This window comes from Lunatimonas sp. (assembly GCF_020832325.1).
GTDB lineage: Bacteria > Bacteroidota > Bacteroidia > Cytophagales > Cyclobacteriaceae > Lunatimonas.
This window is the reverse complement of sequence record NZ_JAFIEU010000026.1, coordinates 83,408-104,490: the sequence shown is the minus strand read 5'-3', so window position 1 is coordinate 104,490 and position 21,083 is coordinate 83,408. Positions and strand designations below refer to the sequence as shown.

17 protein-coding genes are annotated in these 21,083 nt (G+C 47.7%); 12 read left to right on the top strand and 5 right to left on the bottom strand.

Going from position 1 to position 21,083, the window contains the following annotated elements; genetic code table 11:
- Positions 1-5 precede the first annotated feature (5 nt).
- The 11 genes from JJU34_RS10120 (at position 6) to JJU34_RS10070 (ending at position 15,956) form a co-directional block, all read left to right on the top strand.
- On the top strand, positions 6-1,892 hold the full coding sequence (locus JJU34_RS10120) for a RagB/SusD family nutrient uptake outer membrane protein (protein ID WP_228692240.1): 1,887 nt from the start codon (positions 6-8) through the stop codon (positions 1,890-1,892).
- A gap of 175 nt (positions 1,893-2,067) precedes the next feature.
- The gene (locus JJU34_RS10115) at positions 2,068-2,517 is read left to right on the top strand and encodes a hypothetical protein (RefSeq protein ID WP_228692239.1); all 450 of its coding nucleotides are present in this window, start codon (positions 2,068-2,070) and stop codon (positions 2,515-2,517) included.
- A gap of 172 nt (positions 2,518-2,689) precedes the next feature.
- Positions 2,690-3,952, top strand: a complete 1,263-nt coding sequence (locus tag JJU34_RS10110) for a sialate O-acetylesterase (RefSeq protein WP_228692238.1) — start codon at positions 2,690-2,692, stop codon at positions 3,950-3,952.
- A 70-nt stretch (positions 3,953-4,022) separates the two neighbouring features.
- Entirely contained in the window at positions 4,023-5,045 is a 1,023-nt protein-coding gene (locus tag JJU34_RS10105) for a family 43 glycosylhydrolase (RefSeq protein ID WP_228692237.1), read from the top strand.
- Between the two features lie 98 nt (positions 5,046-5,143).
- A complete protein-coding gene (locus JJU34_RS10100) occupies positions 5,144-6,538 on the top strand; it encodes an alpha-L-fucosidase (protein ID WP_228692236.1) in 1,395 nt (464 codons plus the stop codon).
- A gap of 4 nt (positions 6,539-6,542) precedes the next feature.
- Positions 6,543-7,277, top strand: coding sequence for a GDSL-type esterase/lipase family protein (locus JJU34_RS10095; RefSeq protein WP_228692235.1), 735 nt, complete (start codon positions 6,543-6,545; stop codon positions 7,275-7,277).
- Positions 7,274-8,698, top strand: coding sequence for an alpha-L-fucosidase (locus JJU34_RS10090; protein ID WP_228692234.1), 1,425 nt, complete (start codon positions 7,274-7,276; stop codon positions 8,696-8,698). The genes JJU34_RS10095 and JJU34_RS10090 overlap by 4 nt, the downstream gene beginning before the upstream one ends.
- The gene (locus JJU34_RS10085) at positions 8,695-10,155 is read left to right on the top strand and encodes a sulfatase (RefSeq protein ID WP_228692233.1); all 1,461 of its coding nucleotides are present in this window, start codon (positions 8,695-8,697) and stop codon (positions 10,153-10,155) included. The genes JJU34_RS10090 and JJU34_RS10085 overlap by 4 nt, the downstream gene beginning before the upstream one ends.
- Positions 10,155-12,464: a glycoside hydrolase family 95-like protein gene (locus JJU34_RS10080; RefSeq protein ID WP_228692232.1), complete on the top strand. Its 2,310-nt coding sequence runs from the start codon at positions 10,155-10,157 to the stop codon at positions 12,462-12,464. Before JJU34_RS10085 ends, JJU34_RS10080 begins: the two co-directional genes overlap by 1 nt.
- A gap of 1 nt (position 12,465) precedes the next feature.
- A complete protein-coding gene (locus JJU34_RS10075; protein ID WP_228692231.1) occupies positions 12,466-15,183 on the top strand; it encodes a sialate O-acetylesterase in 2,718 nt (905 codons plus the stop codon).
- A gap of 131 nt (positions 15,184-15,314) precedes the next feature.
- Positions 15,315-15,956: a TetR/AcrR family transcriptional regulator gene (locus JJU34_RS10070; protein ID WP_228692230.1), complete on the top strand. Its 642-nt coding sequence runs from the start codon at positions 15,315-15,317 to the stop codon at positions 15,954-15,956.
- Positions 15,957-16,024: 68 nt separating this feature from the next.
- Here JJU34_RS10070 and JJU34_RS10065 read toward each other — a convergent pair whose 3' ends face one another.
- Complete coding sequence (locus JJU34_RS10065) at positions 16,025-17,245, bottom strand: DSD1 family PLP-dependent enzyme (protein ID WP_228692229.1); 1,221 nt, start codon at positions 17,243-17,245, stop codon at positions 16,025-16,027.
- 194 nt (positions 17,246-17,439) lie between these two features.
- Between JJU34_RS10065 and JJU34_RS10060 the strand changes: the two genes are divergently transcribed.
- Positions 17,440-18,132, top strand: a complete 693-nt coding sequence (locus tag JJU34_RS10060; protein WP_228692228.1) for a DUF6563 family protein — start codon at positions 17,440-17,442, stop codon at positions 18,130-18,132.
- Positions 18,133-18,379: 247 nt separating this feature from the next.
- Here JJU34_RS10060 and JJU34_RS10055 read toward each other — a convergent pair whose 3' ends face one another.
- The 4 genes from JJU34_RS10055 to JJU34_RS10045 form a co-directional block, all read right to left on the bottom strand.
- A complete protein-coding gene (locus JJU34_RS10055) occupies positions 18,380-18,910 on the bottom strand; it encodes a dihydrofolate reductase family protein (protein WP_228692227.1) in 531 nt (176 codons plus the stop codon).
- A gap of 107 nt (positions 18,911-19,017) precedes the next feature.
- The gene (locus JJU34_RS21810; protein WP_366512692.1) at positions 19,018-19,251 is read right to left on the bottom strand and encodes a DUF5615 family PIN-like protein; all 234 of its coding nucleotides are present in this window, start codon (positions 19,249-19,251) and stop codon (positions 19,018-19,020) included.
- A gap of 110 nt (positions 19,252-19,361) precedes the next feature.
- Complete coding sequence (locus JJU34_RS10050) at positions 19,362-19,589, bottom strand: DUF433 domain-containing protein (RefSeq protein ID WP_228692226.1); 228 nt, start codon at positions 19,587-19,589, stop codon at positions 19,362-19,364.
- 286 nt (positions 19,590-19,875) lie between these two features.
- On the bottom strand, positions 19,876-21,081 hold the full coding sequence (locus JJU34_RS10045) for a class I SAM-dependent methyltransferase (RefSeq protein WP_228692225.1): 1,206 nt from the start codon (positions 21,079-21,081) through the stop codon (positions 19,876-19,878).
- Positions 21,082-21,083 lie beyond the last annotated feature (2 nt).

Here is a 21,083-nt window from a genome sequence, read left to right as displayed (position 1 = left end):
TAACTATGAAATCTCTTATAAAATATAGTTGGACGTTGCTTATCCTAGTTGCCATGTCCATATCTAGCTGCATGGAGGACTTTCTGGAAAGATATCCCTTGGATGCAATGACGGATGCTACCTACTTCACTTCTCCGAATGATTTAAAAGTAATGGCCAACGGTTTTTACAGGCTATTGCCCAGATATCATTTTCAGGGACAGGGCAATGGTGCCCAGAATAACCAATTGGATGCCAATACCGACCTACAAGTAGGCACAGCTCCTTCGGGATTTTTGTTTCAGAGAGGAGCCACGGGTGAGGCACCGGCCACAGATGGAAGTTGGAACAGCAGCTTTAGCTGGATACGACAAATCAACTATTTGATAAATAATGCCAGACGGGTGGCCGTAAATCCGGAATCGAATCAGTACACCGGAGAAGCCTATTTTTTTAGAGCCTGGGTGTATATGAACCTGTTGGATCGCTATGGAGACGTACCGATTTACACAGAAGTGCTGACGACGGATAGTGAACGACTGTATAAAGCAAGAGATCCCAGATCTGACGTGGCAAGGTTTATCATTCAGGATTTGGACTCTGCTATTGCAAACCTTGGCTGGAAAAATTCAACCTTCGCTGCATCCGGAAGGGTTACCAAAGAGGCAGCTTTGGTCATGAAGGCCCGAGCGGCCTTATTTGAAGGCACTTGGCAACGCTACCACGGCGCAAAAAGCACCCCTTTTGCGGTAACCGGACAAGATGGGAGCGAATTTTTGCGCATGGTAGAACCTACCATTCAGCAATTAATCGATCGTCAAGGCGCTACTTTATTTACCAATGGAGGTCCCTTTAATGAACCCTATAACCAGTTATTTTCGCAACAGGATGCCTCGTCGTCGCAAGGAGTCTTTCTATACCGGATATACAATGTAAATGAAATCGTGGGCCATAATTTCTACGATTTGGTTGTAGATAATGCACAGGCTGTAACCTGGAAACTGGTATCTAGCTATTTGGATAAAGAGGGCATTCCCCAGCATTTATCTGGTTTGCCCATCGATTATACAAGTCTAAATAGTCTGGGTGAAAACTTGGATCCACGATTTAGACAGACTATCTGGACACCGGATCGTGGGCCTCAACAACAAATTCCGGGTTATAGAACAACTCCAACTCCATTGCCATTGAGGTATCCGCAACTCAATAATGTGTTCTCCAACAATTTTACGTCTACAGGACTTCGCAGGTGGAAAGGCGCCATCATGGATGAAAATGAATGGAGAAATGGTTCAACCGACGAGGTATTGATACGTTATGCGGAGGGGCTATTGGCACTTGCAGAAGCAAAAGCCATTTTGGGTACAATCAATCAGGGAGATTTGGACAAAACGGTAAACCTACTACGTGCTCGGGTAGGTATGACGCCTATGTCGTTGGCTGAAATCAACACTTGGCCGATCCAATATTCCACAAAAGACGGTTTCGATCCATCGGAATCAAATATCGTTAACGAAATTCGCAGGGAACGCGTGGTAGAATTGGCCTTTGAAGGACACCGTCAGCGAGACTTAAAGCGATGGGCGATTTTCCACGACGTAATCAACGAATGGAAGCCAAAAGGTGCGCATTTTCAGGAGTTTGTAGATTACTACAACGATCCTTCCAGATTAGCAGCAGATGGTATCAATCCAGCTAATACCGGTGTTTGGCAGCTAAGAATGGGTGAGAATTTCAGTACCTTCAATGACGGTAGTATCAATCCATTCTTTAGAAATCCTGATTTCCGGGAAGGTGGAGAAGGGTTTTTCATTGAGCCTGACCGCGTTTATTTGTCTCCGATCCCTAGAAATGAAATTGAAGTGTATGCCGATGCCGGATACGAATTGAAACAAAACCCCGGATGGTTTTAATAATCTGTGAATAACGAAATACTTAAAATTATGAAATCGAGCATGACGTAGCCGTCACACAGTGGGATGCCCCGATAGCTTTCGGGGCAACCATGCGACCTGCCTGCCGGTAGGCAGGGATTCCATCCCGATAAACCGGGACAAGTTTTGACCGCTAAAAAATAATTATAGACATATGAAAAAGCACCTTATAATTGCCTATATTTTCGTTCTAGGAGGATTACTATTTTCCTGTGAACCCAGAATTGACTTTGACGAAGGACAGTGGGGTGATACGGCCTTTATCACAAACGCGAATGTATTTACCCTTCAGGCTGACGAGCACGAACTACAGGAGTTTTACGAAAGCGGGGTACTGACACCCGCACGCAGACGGCTTATAGTTTCTACCGGTAATGCGGTGATCGAAAACGAAAACTTCACCGCTACCGTCCGGGTACCAGCAAACGCTGACCTTACCCGTGCCGGAATCATTATCAATCACCAAAGTATGCGGGTAGAACCTGTTGGTGACACCCCTCCAGCAGGTATAATTTCAGACCTTTCGTCTGGGGAATTTGTCTACAGACTTATTTCTGCGGATGGAACTAGACGCGAATGGGTTATTCGGATTGTGAAGCAATAACACAGCCCTTGTCTAGTTGCTGCCCGCGTGGGGTAAGAGTCATTTCAAGCAGTCAGGTGTAGTAGCCTGGCTGCTTGTTTTTAGATCATTTTATATGCCTGTCCAAAACGGGAGTTTTAATTATATAGAAGACGGGTCCATTTTCAATTTGTTGAAGCGGATTGTATTAGCAATGAAAACGTTAAAATTTTCCATACTATTATTTCTGTCCCCTTTATTGCTGGGAGCACAGGGTACAATAGATCTTTTCATTTGGGCAGGACAGTCAAATGCGCAGGGTTACACCGGGGATGCCGTAGATTATCCGGAAGACGTCGAAGACCTCGACAACCATATCCTTTTGAACTATACCGTATTTGGAAACGAGCAAACAGCGGGGAGGTGGATATCCATGCAGCCACAGCAAGGAAGGTATCCTGCCGGTCATTTCGGCCCTGAGGTTAGTTTTGCCCGCAAACTGAAAAAGGAGGGTTACCATCCGGCAATATTCAAATATACCCGAGGAGGCACCGGCTTGGCAAAGGATTGGAAAGGTCCCGGAGAAGGAGGCATCTACGATAAGATGGTGGCCGGACTGCAAACTGCCATCCGACAATTAAAGGAAGATGGATGCAGGGTCCATGTGCGCGGATTTATCTGGATACAGGGAGAAACTGACGCCGGAGACGACCATGCTGCCCGTAACTATGAAGGAAATTTAATGGAAATAATTCGGCATTTGCGTTCTGATGTTTTGCAAAACGACACCCTACCGGTGATTTTGGGGGTGGATGAACAACACTATTTAGTAGAGGAACGACCGATCGTCATGGAAGCGCAACAAAAAATAGCGCAATGGGATCCGCACATCATTTATACAACCATGTATGGCCTACCCAAGGCCGATGTTACCCATCTGACACCTGCCGGACTTGTCACACATGGTCACCGAATCTACAGCGCATATACGATAGTAGCAAGTCGCGGTCACGATCATCCGGTGAAAACGTCGTTTGCAGATCATTGGAAGTATGTAGGCCTTGGGGTAGCTGAACCGGGATATGTGGTATGGGGCACCCCGCGGGTCATAGGGGATGATGGGAAAACCCATCTGTTTGCTGCTCGCTGGCCTGGAAATAGCGTGGATCCGAGTTGGCGTTCCCATAGTGAGATCGCGCATTATGTGGGCGAAACTCCGGAGGGGCCATTTGTTTTTTCGGATATAGCGCTGAAAGGGATCGACAAAGCAACCTGGGACAGGTTTGGGATGCATAACCCGACAATACACAAAATAGATGGACAAAGTATTTTGCCTGTTGACGACAGACATTCACGGGTATATCGAAAAAGGTGGAGGTATACTCTGGCAATCCAAAGACGGCATCAAATTCGATCAGAGAGAGCAAGGTTTTTATCCAGTGGAAGCCTATATGGGCAGGGAAAAACTGACCAATGATAAATCCGGGATTTAAAATACCTTTAGTGTTTTGATTTAGGGCCTCGAGGACAAATTAACCCATTTAACAATGAAATATATCTGCTTCCATTGCTTTCTGTTACCGTTACTGATTTGGGCCAATTCAATAGTAGCACAGGATACAGCCAAAAATTTTAACAATATTGAATTTACATTTTCGGAAATCTCGGGCATAGGCTTCGAAAAGGGGGTAACGCGCAGGGACCCAAGCGACGTGATCAAAGTTGGCCAAACCTACTACGTATACTATACCAAAATCCCCGACGCCCAACCCAAATACTGGGGAGCGGGCTACTGGGGCGCCAGTGTCTGGGGCGCCAAATCGGAAGACGAGGGGTTTACCTGGAAGGAACTGGGGCAAATGCTGGATGTAGGGGAATCAGGTCAATGGGATGCACAAGCGGTTTTTACGCCAAATATTTTGGTTGCGGATAAGAAATACTACCTCTACTACACCGGTGTGAAACCCACACCTGGAAATGCCGATGGGGAATTTGAGAACAATAACATCAGTGACATCACTGCTATCGGCGTTGCTGTAGCTGATTCCCCTGAAGGACCCTTCAAAAGGATTGACCGGGCACCTATTTTGAAGGTAAGCGTTGAACCGGAGAAGTTTGACAGCTACCGTGTAGACGATGCTGCTCTCCTGTACCGAAATGGATTGTACTGGCTGTATTACAAGGGCAGGTCCCTGCTCGGTGGACAAGGTGGCCCCGCTCACACAGCCATGGGTGTGGCCTACTCCAGCTATCCAGAAGGCCCCTACACCAAATTTAGAGATGCCATACTGGACAGAAGCCACGAAGTAATGATATGGCCGCACAGTACCGGAGTGGCCGCCTTCGCCTCCTTATCGGAAACCTTTGAATATGCACCCGATGGCATCGATTTCATGTCCAATAAACTGAATGCAAAAGTTAGCAAACGTGCCGTCGCGCCCGGAGCTTTTCGCCCGGATCTCACTAACCCGGTGGTCGTGGGTGAAGGACTTAAGTGGGGGATATCGATGATACCTAACAAACACGAATGTTACCTGGTGCGTTTTGAACTGACTTCCACCCAGAAGTAGACTTGTCTTCCAATGAGATTACCCAATTGATCGGCACAGCTTTGTGCTTTCTGTGACTAATGCATTAAAACCACTGTTAGAATATGCTCAATAATCGAATGAAATCAAGATTGTTACTACTTTTTACCGCCTGTCTAATGCTACTGCATGTAAAAGGTCAGGCACAGTCAGAGGTTCCCATCCCTACCCAGGCCCAGTTGGACTGGCAAAATGCGGAACTCGTAGCCGTTTTCCATTACGATTTACATGTCTTTGATGGGAAGCCCTATAACCAAGCAAAAAATCGAATAACCCCAATCCCAGATTATAATATCTTTAATCCCTCTAACTTGGATACGGATCAATGGGTAAAAGCTGCCTATGATGCGGGATTCAAAATAGCTATTTTGACGGCCACCCATGAAACTGGTTTTGCGCTGTACCAAAGTGATGTCAATCCTTATTCCCTGAAGGCTGTAAAATGGCGGGAAGGAAAAGGAGATATCGTCAGAGACTTTGTCAATTCCTGCCGCAAATACGGTATCCAACCGGGCATATATATCGGTATTCGGTGGAACTCCTTCTTTGGTGTGCACGACTTTAAAGTACTTGGAGACAATGAGTTTTCCGCAAACAGGCAAGCCTATTACAACAAGATGTGTGAGGGAATGGTAGAGGAACTCACCTCCCGGTATGGCGAGCTTTCGATTATCTGGTTTGACGGTGGTGCACACGGCCCCGAAGTAGGCGGTCCGGATGTGCTGTCTATCTTTGAAAAGAACCAACCCAACGGCATTTTCTACCACAATACCCAACGGGCAGACATTCGCTGGGGTGGCAGCGAAAGTGGAACTGTCCCTTATCCAAGTTGGGGTACCTATCCCTTCCCCTATTCGCACGCCACCAATGGGGAGGTTGTTTTTAAAAACGATTTTCAGTTACTCAAAGAAGGTGATCCCAACGGAAAATACTACATGCCAGCCATGAGTGATGCACCTCTACGTGGTTTCAATGGCGGCCATGAGTGGTTTTGGGAGCCAGACCACGAAAAGTATATTTATCCGCTGGAGCGTCTGATGGATATGTACACCAAAAGCGTAGGACACAATACCTCGTTGATTCTGGGATTGACGCCGGATGCGGAAGGGCTGATGCCCGAAGCGGATGTTCGGCGGCTCAAGGAATGGGGCAATGAAATCAAACGACGATTTGACAACCCTTTGGCAGAGACTTCACGGACCGGAAATAAACTGATCATTAAACTAAAAGAAAAGGCCAAGATCAATCAAATTGTCTTACAAGAAGACATCCGTCAGGGCGAACGGGTCAGAGCATTTGTGTTAGAAGGGAAAACATCAACCGGCTGGAAACAGATCTTTGAGGGTACGGTGATAGGCCATAAATTTATCCATACATTCGATGACTTGGAGCTATCTGCGGTACGCCTTTCCATAAAGGAATCAAAAGGCAAACCAAACTTAAAATCCTTTCAAATCTTTAACACCAATAAGTAATCCGATGATACCGAAGAGGCCAATTTTCCCAGCGCTGTTTTTATTTCCACTCCTGTTGACCTTCGTATTGGCATTTAGCAGTTTCGAACGGAAAAAAATAAAGGTGGCCTGTGTGGGAGATAGCATTACCTACGGGGCAAGGCTCGATGATAGGGACAAAGACTCCTATCCTGCGCGGTTGCAGGCGCTGCTGGGAGATCGGTTTCTGGTTGAGAATTTTGGAGAAAGTAGCTTGACCCTGATCAGAAAAGGTATACCTACCGTCTGGAATGTGCTACCCAAAATAAAGGAGTCCAACCCGGACATTGTCATCATCAGTCTGGGAACCAACGATACCTGCGGTTTTGGCACTTGCGGAGATAGAAAGTGCTGGGAATACAAGGATGAATTTGAAAGCGACTACCGAGACCTAATCGATGAATTATCAGCGCTGCCATCAAAGCCCAAAATCTATATTGCTGCACCAACTCCCATGGTATTGGAAACACCCGAATTGGATAGGGAACGGATAGAAGGCTTGACTGTCCGTAAACCCAGGCTTCAGGAACTTATCGGCATCATAAAAAAAATTACAGCGGAAAAGGACGTACATTTTGTCGACCTCAACGAACCGCTGGATCATCGGCCGGAGCTTTTTACGGTAAGTGATGGAGTACATCCAAACAAAGAAGGTTATGCTGCCATTGCGGCATTGGTAGCGAAGCAATTGACAGCCAAAACTAAATCAATCAAGAAATGACTTTACCATCCGAACTAGCAAGAAAGTGGCGCTATAGGCTGCTTTATACATACATTCTATGGATCACACTTTGGCTGAATACTGCCGCTCAGCAGTCGATTCCCATTCCTACCCCTGCACAGTTGCAATGGCAGCAGGCCGAACTCGCAGCATTGGTTTGTTGGGACCTGCACGTATTTGATGGTGAGTTCTACGTTCAGCCCAAAGTAAGAATTACTCCGGTAAGCGACTACAATACCTTTAGTCCGCAAAAATACGACATGGATCAGTGGATACGTTCGCTGAAAGACGCAGGCTTTAAGATTGCGATATTCACAGTCAGCCACGAAACGGGATTCTTCCTACACCAAAGTAGTGCCACCCCCTACTCGATGAAAGCATTGGAATGGCAGGATGGAAAGGGAGACATTCTCAGGGATTTCAAAGCGGCATGCGAAAAGCATGGCATTCTACCCGCTGTATATATCGGAACACGCTGGAATGCGTTTTATGGAGTGTATGACTTTAAGGTTCAGGGAGACAACGAGTTTGCACAAAATAGGCAGCAGTATTACAACCGAATGATCGAAAAGGTTGTGGAGGAGATTTTCGCCAATTATGGCGACTGGGCCATGGTTTGGTTTGATGGGGGTGCGCACGGTCCAGAACAGGGGGGGCCGGATGTCCTTTCAGTATTTGAAAAATATCAGCCAAATGCACTGTTTTACCATAACCTGCAGCGGGCTGATATTCGCTGGGGCGGAAGTGAATCCGGTACAGTACCCTATCCGAGCTGGGGAACATTTCCATACCCGGCCATTGGTGCCGGTGAAAGTGCCAGAAAAGAAATCGGAGCGAACAATTTTCAGCTCTTAAAAACAGGTGATCCCAACGGCACCTACTACATGCCTGCCATGAGTGACGCGCCACTCAGGGGGCATGGCGGACACGACTGGTTTTGGGAACCTGACCGTGCGCATACGATCTATCCATTAGAAAAGCTGGTAGACATGTACTATCGATCTGTGGGACACAATACGACCCTCATTTTAGGAGTGACCCCCAATGCAGACGGGCGAATGCCAGAACCGGATGTAGAACGCTTGAAAGAATTTGGCGAAGAAATCGACCGCAGGTTTTCCAATCCACTTGCCAGTGTTTCGGGAACAGGAAATACTATTTCCTTGGTGCTGGACAGCCCGCAGCTAATCGATCAGATTGTTTTACAGGAGGATATTGCAAACGGGGAACGGGTGCGCGAGTTTATTCTGGAAGCCGATGTGAACGGAAAATGGAAGCAGATTTATTCCGGTTCCTCCATCGGTCACAAGCACATTGTGAGAGTCGATTCTGTTCGTACCGATAAAGTCCGTTTTACAGCCTTGACATCCCTAGGTACACCCCAACTGAAGAACCTATCCGTATATAGACCGCTGCCATGAATAAGCTTGTACGTCAATTGGTTTTTTATATGTCCCTGTTCCCTCTGTCGATCCAGGCGCAAACCGGGCAACAAAACCTCCCCAACATCTTGTTTATTTTGGTAGACGATTTGGGCCACCACGACCTGGGATATACCGGAAGTCGTTTTTACGAAACGCCCCATATGGATAAATTGGCTGCGGAGGGCATGGTATTTACAAACGCCTATGCTTCCAGTCCCATTTGCTCTCCTGCCAGAGCGGCAATAATGACCGGAAAACATCCTGCGCGATTAAATCTAACCGATTACATCCCCGGCAACCGCCATTATGGACCCCATCCCGACCAGAAACTGGCCTCCCATCCCTTTAACTTATTTCTGGACTCCGCGGAAATCACCCTTGCGGAAGCCTTGAAATCAAGCGGGTATGCGACTTTTTTTGCGGGAAAATGGCATTTGGGAGAAAAGGAGATTCATTACCCGGAAAATCACGGATTTGAGGTCAATAGGGGTGGAAACCATACCGGCCATCCCGCTGGTGGTTACTTTTCACCCTATAACAACCCCCAGCTGCCTGATGGACCGGAAGGGGAGTACCTGACGGATCGGCTGACCGATGAAACCATCGCATTCATTTCCCAGCAAAACGACCGGCCCTTCTTTGCATTTCTATCTTATTACACGGTTCATTTACCCTTGGAAGGAAAACCGGAAAAGGTAAAAAAATACCTGGAAAAACGTAGCCATATGCAGTATGAGGGGGAAGGATTCGATAAAGAAGGTAAGACTTATCTCAAAAACCATCAGGACAATGCGCAATATGCGGCGATGGTAGAGAGCTTGGATGAGAATATCGGACGTATCATGGAGTTCCTTTCCCAAACTGGGCTGGACCGCAACACGTTGATAATCTTCACTTCCGATAATGGAGGGATGGCCACTAGCAATATCATGGAACAAATACCCACATCCAACGCACCTTTGCGGACAGGAAAAGGCTATCTCCACGAGGGAGGCCTTCGGGTTCCACTGATTTTCCGCTGGCCTGGCATTATTAGGGCCGGTAGTAGGAGTGAGGTACCTGCCACTGGAACCGATCTTTTTCCCACCTTACTCGAAATGGCGGGTTTGCCGACTTTGCCAGAACAACACCGGGACGGTGTCAGTCTAAAACCGATTTTGCAGGGAAAAAAACTAGCGGATAGACCTCTTTTTTGGTATTTTCCCCATTACAGTGGCGGCTTGGGAGGTAGACCAGCTGCTTCAATCCGTGAGGGCGACTTTAAGCTGATATATCATTTTGAAGAGAATCGCAGCGAATTGTATGATCTAAAAGAGGATGAGGGAGAAATTTCAGCAGGTAATGAAAAGTATCCGGGAAAAAGTAAGCGGCTAAACAAAAAATTACAAAATTGGATCAAAGAAATGCCTGTATTAGTTCCCTACCCCAACCCATATTATCAACCCAGAGACTGATGAACTATAGATATCTGCTTAGCAACCGTCTACCATTTTGCCTAGCCCTCCTTTTTTTATTGGCGGGATGTAATGGTAAGGAAATACACCAAGAAACAGCTTATTTCATGGAACGTTCGTTCCCTGACTTGGCGCGGACTTGGGATGAAGGCGTTCCATTGGGTAATGCTACGCTGGGTGCCCTTGTATGGCAAAAGGAAAATAAATTGAGGTTTTCACTGGATAGGATAGACCTCTGGGATCTGAGGGAAATGGAAAACCTGGACTTCGAAAAATATGATTTCGATTGGGTAAAAGAGAAATGGGAAAATAACCAATATGCTCAGGTTCAAAAGCAATACGATATACCCTATGATACCCTGGCCGGTCCTTCCAAAATCCCGGGTGCTGCTCTGGAATTTGATATTTCTGGGTTAGGGGAAGTGGAGTCGGTTAGTTTGGACCTTCAGGGGGCAGCCTGCGTAATCCGATGGAAAAATGGCACGACCCTCAAGACCTTTGTACATGCCACCGAACCCATGGGTTGGTACCGATTCGAAAACCTCAAAGCTGACCTACTGCCTACGATAGTCCCTCCCCCGTATGTGGGTACTGGGTCTGTAAAATCCACTGATCCGGTAAGTGGCCAAGACTTACGAAGGCTGGGATATCCCGCCGGAGAGCTACTGCAAAATGAGAGCACCATTACCTACGATCAGGAAGGTTGGGACGGCTTCCGGTATCAAGTAAATACCCGCTGGGCCAAAAAGGGAGACCAACTGGATGGAAACTGGAGTATCAGCTCGAAGCGAAGGATGCAGGAGGCCTCGGTGAATGCATCAGAGGTCACGGAGAAGGCTTTTGCAAAAGGTATGGATGGGTATGAAACGGATCACCTTGCCTGGTGGGATGCTTTCTGGAAGGCATCCGCCATTACGCTTCCCGATACGCTCTTGCAGCAACAGTATTATATGGACATGTATAAACTCGGTTCGGCAGCGAGGAAAGGAGCCCCACCCATTTCACTGCAAAGTGTCTGGACAGCGGACAATGGGAAGTTGCCACCATGGAAAGGCGATTTCCACCATGACCTGAATACCCAACTCAGTTATTGGCCTACCTATGCAGGCAATCACCTGGACCTTGAGCAAGGTTTTTTGGACTGGCTCAAAACACATAAACCAACTTTTGAAAAATACACCAAGGATTATTTTGGGGTCAAAGGATTGAACGTTCCGGGAGTAACCACCCTGGATGGAGATCCCATGGGCGGATGGATACAATATTCTTTTGGGCCTACGGTCGGAGCTTGGTTGGGCCATCATTTTTACCTGCATTGGAAGTATTCCATGGATAGAGAATTTCTACAAAAGGAGGCTTACCCTTGGATCAGGGATGTGGCGGTTTTCCTCAACGAACTTTCGGTTGCGGGAGAGGATGGCAAACGAAAGCTTCCGATGTCTTCCAGTCCTGAGATCCACGATAATAGTGCCAAGGCTTGGTTTGATCAAATGACCAATTATGACCTGGCCCTCGTGCGATGGACTTTTGCCACTGCAAGCGAGCTAGCCATGGAACTTGGATATTCGGATGAAGCGGCAGCATGGAGTGTTATTTTAGATGAATGGCCCCATTATGCCACTGACGAAACCGGGCTTATGGTAGCTCCCGGAGAACGCTTAATGGATTCGCATCGGCACTTTTCCCATCTTTTGGCCATTCATCCACTAAGTCTCGTAGACATATCCAATGGAGAAGGAGACCAAGACATCATTACCCATACCATTGCCCATCTCGATAAAATAGGAACCTCCTACTGGACAGGTTATTCCTTCGCCTGGTTGGGAAATCTACATGCAAGAGCGGGTGATGGACAGGGTGCGGCCAAGGCGCTAAGGGATTTTGCCTCCTCATTCGTCCTGCCCAACAGTTTCCATGTGAACGGGGACCAATCGGGAACCGGAAAATCCAACTTTACCTACCGTCCCTTTACACTGGAAGGAAATTTTGCCTTTGCTGCTGGCATACAGGAGATGTTGATCCAAAGCCATACCGGCGTGGTGCGATTATTTCCGGCAATTCCATTAGACTGGCAAGACCTTTCTTTTTCTACTCTTCGCGCCCAAGGGGCATTCTTGGTTTCGGCAATTAAGACAATGGGTCAGGTAGAGTCGGTTGAAATTACCGCAGAAAAGGGAGGAAAACTTTTTCTTGAAAACCCCTTCGGTTCAGCTACTTTCACCTGCAATAAGGCATACGAAATGCTTGGAAATGAGCTTACACTTGATTTGAACGTAGGAGAAAAAGTAGTTTTCAAACGAAAGAGATAACATGAAAGGCTTCGCAGTTACCACAGGCCTATTCCTGTGCCTAATGGTACTTCTTCCTGGCATGGCGACAGCACAGGAGAAAGTGGATCTTTTTATTTGGGCGGGGCAATCCAACGCACAGGGTTGGATGGGGGATGCCGCCTACTATCCCGAAGGTTCTGGTGGTCTCGACAAATCCATTCTCTTAAACTGGACCTTTGTGGACAGCGAAAGCTCGGAGGGAAAGTGGGTCCCGATGCAGCCTCAGGCTGGCAGGTTTCCCAAAGGCCATTTTGGACCGGAGGTGACGTTTGCCCGGGAGCTAAAAAGGGCAGGATTCAACCCCGCAATGTTCAAATATACCAAAGGGGCAACCGGCCTCGCGCGAGACTGGAAATCCCCCGGTGAAGGCGGTATCTACGACCGCATGACCGCGGACTTGGTTTCGGCCATTGAGCAACTGGAGGAGGCAGGTCATCAGGTTACTGTTCGTGGTTTTATCTGGATTCAGGGCGAAAGCGACGCAGGGGAGGAAATCACCGCAAGGGAATTTTATGCTAACCTGAAAAACATGATTCAAGACGTGCGGCGTGTAGTCCATATGCCTGAGCTGAAAATCATACTGGGTGTAGATGAACAACATCCCTTCGTAAAAGAGCGTCCAAGCGTAGTAGATGCGCAGAAGAAATTAGCCGCAGAAGACCCAAACATCGCATTTTCCAGCATGCTTGGGCTCCCTAAGGCCGATGCGACGCACCTCACTCCCGAAGGGTTGATTGCCCAAGGGAATCGGATCTATAATGCCTATGTGTCGGTTCTCCCAGAGTCCGAACAATCGTCACTGAGAACTTTCCCGGGCAAAAAATCGGATTGGAAGGGGTTTGTGCGGTATACCTTTCCGTTCGAAGAGAGGGATGCCCATGTTACGCTGGCCAAAAACCCCCTTCGAGGGAACCCTTGGGTTTGGCGGGCACGTTTTCCGGAATGGCATACGGAGATGGACAGCATACTGCTTTCCGAAGGATTTCATATCGCTTATGTCAACACAGACAATATGTATGGCAGTCCGGCTGCCGTTGCAGTTTGGGACCGATTTTACGACTACCTCACAACCGACTGGCGCCTACACCCCAAAGTTTCATTGGAAGGAGTTAGTAGAGGGGGCCTTTTTATTTTTAATTGGGCCAAGCGTAATCCCGAAAAAGTGAATGCCATTTACGCAGAAGCCCCCGTATACGATTTCAAAAGCTGGCCGGGAGGATTTGGTGCAGGAAGAGGAAGTGAAGCGGATTGGGAGCGGCTAAAGATCGCATATGGATTTGCTTCCGATGAGGAAGCCTTGGCGTACACGGACAACCCAATCGACAACCTTGAAGGGTTGGCTTTGGCGAAAGTGCCGTTGTTGCATATGATAGGTCTGAATGATGAGGTAGTTCCGCCGGCTGAAAATACCTATGTGCTTATTGACCGATACATAAAACTCGGTGGACCGGCTACTGTCATTCCCTGCACCGTGGGAAAGCAGGCGTTATATGGGCACCACTTTCCCATTGAAACACCACGACTTGGCGCCGACTTTATCAAGTACCACACGGAATTACCCAAAGAACCGCTAGCCTCCCAGTCCTATCATGAGCAGCGGAATGGGATCAGAAATAGTCTGATCAAGTTTCAGCGGGAGAAAACGGGAAGGGTAGCGTTTCTCGGTGGATCTATCACCTACAACGGCGGATGGCGTGACAGCGTATCCAATTACCTCCAACAGCGTTTTCCGGATACGGAATTTGAGTTTATTGCCGCGGGCATTCCCTCCATGGGATCGACTCCGGCAGCTTTTAGACTGGAACGGGATGTGCTTGCCAATGGTCCGGTTGATTTGTTATTTGAGGAAGCAGCGGTAAACGATGCAGGTAATGGAAGAACCCCTCAGGAGCAGATCAGGGCTATGGAAGGAATAGTCCGGCATATCCGCCGTGCTAATCCGGTTGCGGACATGGTCATAATGCATTTCGTAGATCCGGGAAAAATGGAAGAATACCGCTCAGGTCAGGTACCAGAAGTGATTCAAAACCATGAAAAAGTAGCCGGGCATTACCAAGTGGGAACCATTAATCTGGCTAGGGAAGTGACCGACCGGATCGATGCCGGTGAATTTACTTGGGAGGATGATTTTAAAAACCTCCATCCCTCACCTTTTGGGCAAGGGGTTTATTTTCGTTCCATCAGAACCTTTCTGGAAAATGCCTGGGGGGGTTATGTAGCGGATGACGATAAATTGGAAGTTTATGGCATGCCTAATCCCATAGATCCTACCAACTATGAAGGTGGGGTACTGATTGACCCAAAACAGGCACGGATACAGCGTGGTTGGCAGCGAGTAGAAAACTGGAGACCCACCGATGGTGCGGGCACACGGGCCAATTATGTGGACGTACCGATGCTGGTAGCCGAGAACGGAGGGGCTACACTGGAGTTTGACTTTAGTGGAAATGCTGTTGGCATTGCCGTAGCCGCAGGACCGGATGCGGGTATCATAGAATACCGCATCGACGACCAAGATTGGCAAAAGCTGGACCTTTTTACCCGATGGAGTGCAGGCCTACACCTTCCTTGGTATTATACGCTAGCAGCCGGCTTGGTGAAAGGGGAACATGTGCTGAGACTCCGAACTACCGGGGAAAAAAACCCGCAAAGTAATGGAACAGCCTGCCGGGTAAGGTACTTCTTTGTCAACCGATAGATACGAACATTCGGGAATCGGCATAATGCTCGATTGTCAGCGGAAACATTTGGCTGACGGTTACTGGAGGGTTTTTTATTATTGTTAGCATAATCCGTTATTTTTGGGAAGCGGTTTATTAAACAGTCAATATGAAGAAAGGCAGAAAAGTAAATACGAAACAGCGTATCCTTGATACAGCGATAGAACTGTTTAATAAAAACGGTGTACAAAGTGTTACCAGCAGACACATCGCCACGGAAATGGGCATTAGCAATGGGAATCTGGATTATCATTTCAATAATAAGGAAGTTCTCTTGCTGGCGATCTACAAACAAATGCGGGAGGAAATGTCCTATTCGTACAAGGAGGTTGATCCCGGCATCAGTAGCTTTGAGCAGATACACCGGCTGCTAGGACATTTAGAGGGATTTCAATACAAATACCGCTTTTTTAACCTGGATGTGTTGGAAATTTCCCGTACCTACCCCAAGATCAATAGACTGCTGAGAAACACGTTTCGGATCAGGAAACAGCAAATGTCCGATATTTTCAAACGGGCCATCCAAGAGGGATTTTTGGTTAAAGCTACCGAAAATCATATCGAGCAGCTTCTCCTGTCGATACGGATTGTCATTACTTTTTGGCTTTCTCAGGAAGAATTGCAGTTAAATGCCAAGCCCAAGAAGGGGTCAGGTGGCATGTCGGAGAATATTTGGCTTTTGCTGCTGCCCTATATGACTCAAGATGGCAAGGATTTGTATAGAACGCTCATCGGGAAAGCGGCAGAGTAGCCAATCCCCCAATAGGACGGTTTTATAGCAACCCCCTTGCCCAACGGAAACCCACAAGAACCGTCGCACTAAACAGACTTCCCCCTCGCCAATACCGGAAGTACCCGCTCCACTTTATCATTGCGGATGCCGTAGATCACATCGTATAGGTTTACGGCAGGGTCGCAATGAGGTACGATCACTTCCAGCGGATCCCCCACCCGATAGTTTCGGTTTGCTTCGGTAAAGGTGATGGTGCCGTATTCGTCCGAGCCGGCATTGTACACAAAATCAGGTTCGCCGATCACCCAGCCGTTTGGTTTGTTCAGTGTAAAAGCCTTTGATCCCCCGTCGGTGATTAGCCTTCCAGAATGATTCGTATTTATCACCGTCGTAAGAACCGTGAGGGCAGCCTCAAAATCATCGAAACGTTCGGCATTTTTCGCTCCGCCGATTTCCAGGTATTGGCAGTCCATAAAGAGGTAACTCCCCACCTGCACATCGGTGAAGCCGGGTATTTCATGCATCATGTCGTAGGTACCCGTTCCACCCCCACTGAAGATTTCCATATTTAGCCCCGCTTGGTGCATCAGGTGATAGGTAGCCACTACTGGTTCGAAGGTGTTCAGACAGCGCGTCTTCCGGGCTTCAAATCCCTTCACATGCTGCACCCCACCGTCGTAGGCTAGTATCCCACGAAACCGAAGATTGGGTGACTTATCCACGAGCTGTGCCAACTGCAATGCAGGCTGTCCGGCAGGTACGCCCGATCGGCGGATGACATCGATGTCCACCACCACATCGGCCACGATTCCGGCTACCCGTGCTGCCTCTTGCAGGTCACGCGCATTTTGGGGATTGTCCACCGCCTGGATAAAGCCGGCATGCTTTTTCCGTAGTTCCATCGCCCTTCGGATTTTGGGGACCGTCACGTTTACTCCTGTCATTAGCACGGAAGCGATACCGTTTTCCAGCATCACTTCGGATTCCGAAAGCTTGGCCGCACATACACCTACTGCGCCGTGGTCAAGCTGCATCTGCGCCAGCTCGGGGCATTTATGGGTTTTCACGTGCGGTCTTAGTCCTACACCGCTGCCTTGGAGAGGAATACTCGCAGCTTTCAGGTTGTGCTCCAGTTTGTCTAGGTCCAGGCAAAGGGCCGGGGTATCCAGTTCCCACTTGGACTTGCCTATCTCGGCATGTAACCCATCAGAAATACTTGAGGCACGAAGTTGTGGGGTGACCCATAGGCCTGCCCCGCTGAGGGCGGCGGCTTGGAGAAAGCGGCGGCGGTTAAAGGAAGATGGCATATCAGGAATCTTAGCTTGGATGAGGGGATAATATAGCAAGAAAAGTGAGAAGTTGGTTTAATTTGGCGTAAAAATGATCTATGCAATACAACTGGTTTTCCAGTAATTTTTTTTCAAATACCTAGATCGACTTGTTTTATTTAAAGACTTATTACGTATCTTTGGTTCTTCCGTCTTCCCAAATTTTGCATGTGATGAATCCTTTTCGAAAATTTGGCAGCAATCCCTTACCGATCGGGGTAGTTGCTTTTCTGCTTGGTCTTTTCTCTTTCAACGCAAACCTCGCTCAAGGTGTGGGGTATCCGCAGGGGGTGTACATGTCCTTCGATGAACTTTTGAAGAAATCTCCCAGCGTGGCGGTCAAATTGGAGATAGAGCGCCGAACACCGGGTGATATCAAGATGGTCGGGGGCAATGACTATAAGCTTCATCCACCTGACAAAACCATCGCGAAATCCACCATTAGAAAGGATTACTTTGCCTATTCTGACGGAGATTCCCTCTACATCAATGGGTTGCACTACAAAATCCAACCTTGGTATGCACCAGTTTTGAGCGATGGACGTTATTTGGTGGTCAGAGGTGGCATATCCATGTACCCGGATATCCAAAAGGAGCAGTTGAACAACAAAGCACAGCTGGGGATTTTACTGGGCCCGATAGGCGGCGGCATCCAAGGAGCCAAGCTGGCCATGCTGCGGTTTATCTATGTGATCGATAAAAGTACCAATGAGATCACAACGGTTACCAGCGATTACCTTAAACATCTGTTGGCCGAAAATCCGGTGCTTTTGGAGCAGTTTGAAGCAGATGCGGAAAAAGCCGATCAGGCGATTTTTGTCCGGTATTTGACTGAGCTAAATCGCTTTTCCGGTGAACAATACTAAAAAAGAAAATTAACCAAACCACAAAAATGCTTTTTATTTTATCTCGCTCTTTTTAGGACTGATTTATTTTGCCATCTTTTTCGGTATCTTGTATTTGGTGTACAAGTGGGTGACCACCTTTATTGCACTTAGGCGTGAGCAGAATGAACTGTTGAGAGAGATTATCCGAAAGATGGGCGAGGTGCGGTAGGAATCAGGAAATTTTATGACCTGTTCATTATCAACAAACAGACGCAGTGGGGTATATTTACTCCCTTTTGTATTGCACCTGAACCAGTCCGGTATCAAAAGCCTTGGTTTTGATGAGTTTCAATTGCTGTTTAGGTCGGCCGTCTTTGAAGAGCCGGATGCCGTTCCCAAGTAGGATGGGGACAATCGAAATAATCAGTTCATCGACGAGGTCGATTTTCAGCAACTCGTGGATTACCTCTGCCCCGCCATCGCAATAGATGTTTTTCCCTTGTTCGCTTTTGAGTCTACGTATCAAGGAGCTGAGCTCTCCGGTATAGAACAGTGTTTTGCCAATAGGCGCCCTTTCCGTGCGGGTGATCACGTACACCTCACGGTCCCCATTATCGTAATGCTCGGTTCCGATCTCCCGCCTTACCCAATCGTAGGTCTTTCTGCCGATGATAATTGTGTCTACCGAGGAGGTAAAGGCTTGGTACCCGTAGTCCTCACCTTCTTTCTCCACGATTTTCAGGAAGTCCAGGTTTTCGTTTGGGGCAGCAATATAGCCATCTAGGCTGCAGGCAATAAACAGGCAGAGTTTTCGCATGGGTTGAATAGGGGTTGATTTGGTGACCCTTTGGGAAATAAAGTTAGCATTTCTCAAGGAAAAGGCTCCGTTGTACCTAAAAAATCGAGTTAGCAACCTGTCGTACGTCAGATCTTTCTGACTCTTACCTTATCCTTTGTGATCGTTATAAAAAGATGGTCCGAATTTCGATAATAGGTTTCCAGCGATTTAATAATATTCTTTTTAATATGAATGATATCCTGTTTTTCATACCGCAAAAAAATCACTGAACAACCTTGGATGCCATGAGAAAAAACCAACTCACCGAAATCTTTATCCTCCGTGAGCAAAAAGCCTTTTTTAGACTTTACGGTTTCGATGACTACCCGGTCGCTAACTCCTTGTAGGTGTTCTCGGATGGAAAAAACCTCGTACTACAATTCCACTAGATGATCAATCAGCTCTTTGCCCACATTTTCATCAGCGACGATCATGCGTTCTCCAAAGACTCCTCATTCGCAATTATATCCGCTGCATATTCAAGTGAAGCCAGAATATGCTCTTTAGTCAGATTGGGATAACTAGTTAATAGATCTGTCAGGGTATAGCCACCAGCCAGCTTTCTCATAAGGAGCTCCACTGTGATACGGGTTCCCTTTATGATCGGATTTCCAAGCATGATCTCCGGATTCCTTTCAATAAATTGGTTATGAGGCATAGTATTCCGGCGTTAACAGTGACTTTCTGCTATTATACATCAGGGATGCGTTTTTAATGGGGAACATCAAATGATAATCAGAATGTTCCGTTTTCTTCTATCTATCTATAAGTGCAAAATTGCAATAGTATATTGTGAAAGGTACGAAAACCAAGGAATGTGTCCAAAGAAATCATGCCTTAGTTTCAAGCGTTTGGCCAATAGAACTTTGGGTCAATTCGTTTATCCACTCCATTTTTTTACACAAACCCTATTCAATCCGTAAGTAACCAAATCATCACCTGCCCTAGTGCAGCTCTCCAGATGCGACCAGCTCACACACAAACAGCCTATACCCCGCCTCACTGCGCGTGCCGATCAGAAATTTATCGCCGCCGTCCCGCAGCCGGTACTTCTTCTTCAGGTCCTCGGTATGGAGGGCATAATTGCGGGTGATCACGTTCACGGTGCCCGAAGGAAACAGTTCCCTGAGCTCCCGCTTGGGCTGTCGGATCTCCTGCAAGATGCGGAAAACCCTCCCGGGTAAATCGTCGATCACGGAGGTTCCGGAGTACAAATGGCTGTTGGGGTGGAGTTTCTTGAGACCGAATCGCTGCGCAAAACTCCGAAAAGCCCCCGCTTTTAAGATCGCTGCCTGGGGCTCGATCAGAAACTCTCCGGCATCTCCATATTCGACCTGAGCGTCCTCCTCTTCTGGGTAGGTGAATGAAAAGGTAGGGGTCTCCATTGGACGAATATCTACACAGTGGATGTATGGGCTGCTTACGCTTTTCCCGGCCTCCCAGAACAACAACAATTCCTTGACCTCGTTTTTGTGTGCCACAATCCATACCTGCTGTATATCGGGTAGGGAGGCCAAGGCACCTTTTATATCCAGCATGGGGGAAACCTTTGCGAGTACCGCGTGCCCTTTTTGGGTGAGTAGGCTCCAATGCGCTATCAAATTGGGCTCGCAATCCTCCAGGCGCACCATCTTGCGGTTGTGCTCCCCCCTGCGGGCGGGATCTAGGTAGATCAGGTCGTATTTTTCTGTAGAATTGGCTAATAGCGCCAACCCATCACCGGTATGGACACGGATGGTGTCTGGAGCAAGCTGGGAAAAATTATGGGCGGCAAGCTCTGCCAGCTCAGGCTGTCTTTCCACGTAATCGGTCTTAGCAAAGGATTCGGAAAGGAAAAAGGTATCCACGCCCAAGCCTCCGGTAAGATCAATTAGGGTATTGCCCCGCACCAAGGAGGCTTTATAGCGAGCAGTTACTTCCGAGGATGCCTGCTCCAGGGAGAGACTGGCCGGAAAGATCAGTTGCGGATGCTGTGCCCACGAGGGAACCTTACTCCGAAGACGCTGACGGGCCTGTATCTGCTGTATGGCCAGCTTCAGGTCAAAGGAAGCTTTGCCCCGATGGGTTAAAAGCAAATGTGCAGGATCCCCGTCTAGGTTATCCTGCACAAATTGTCGTAGGGATTCGTTATAGTAGCCGGAAAGATCCAACG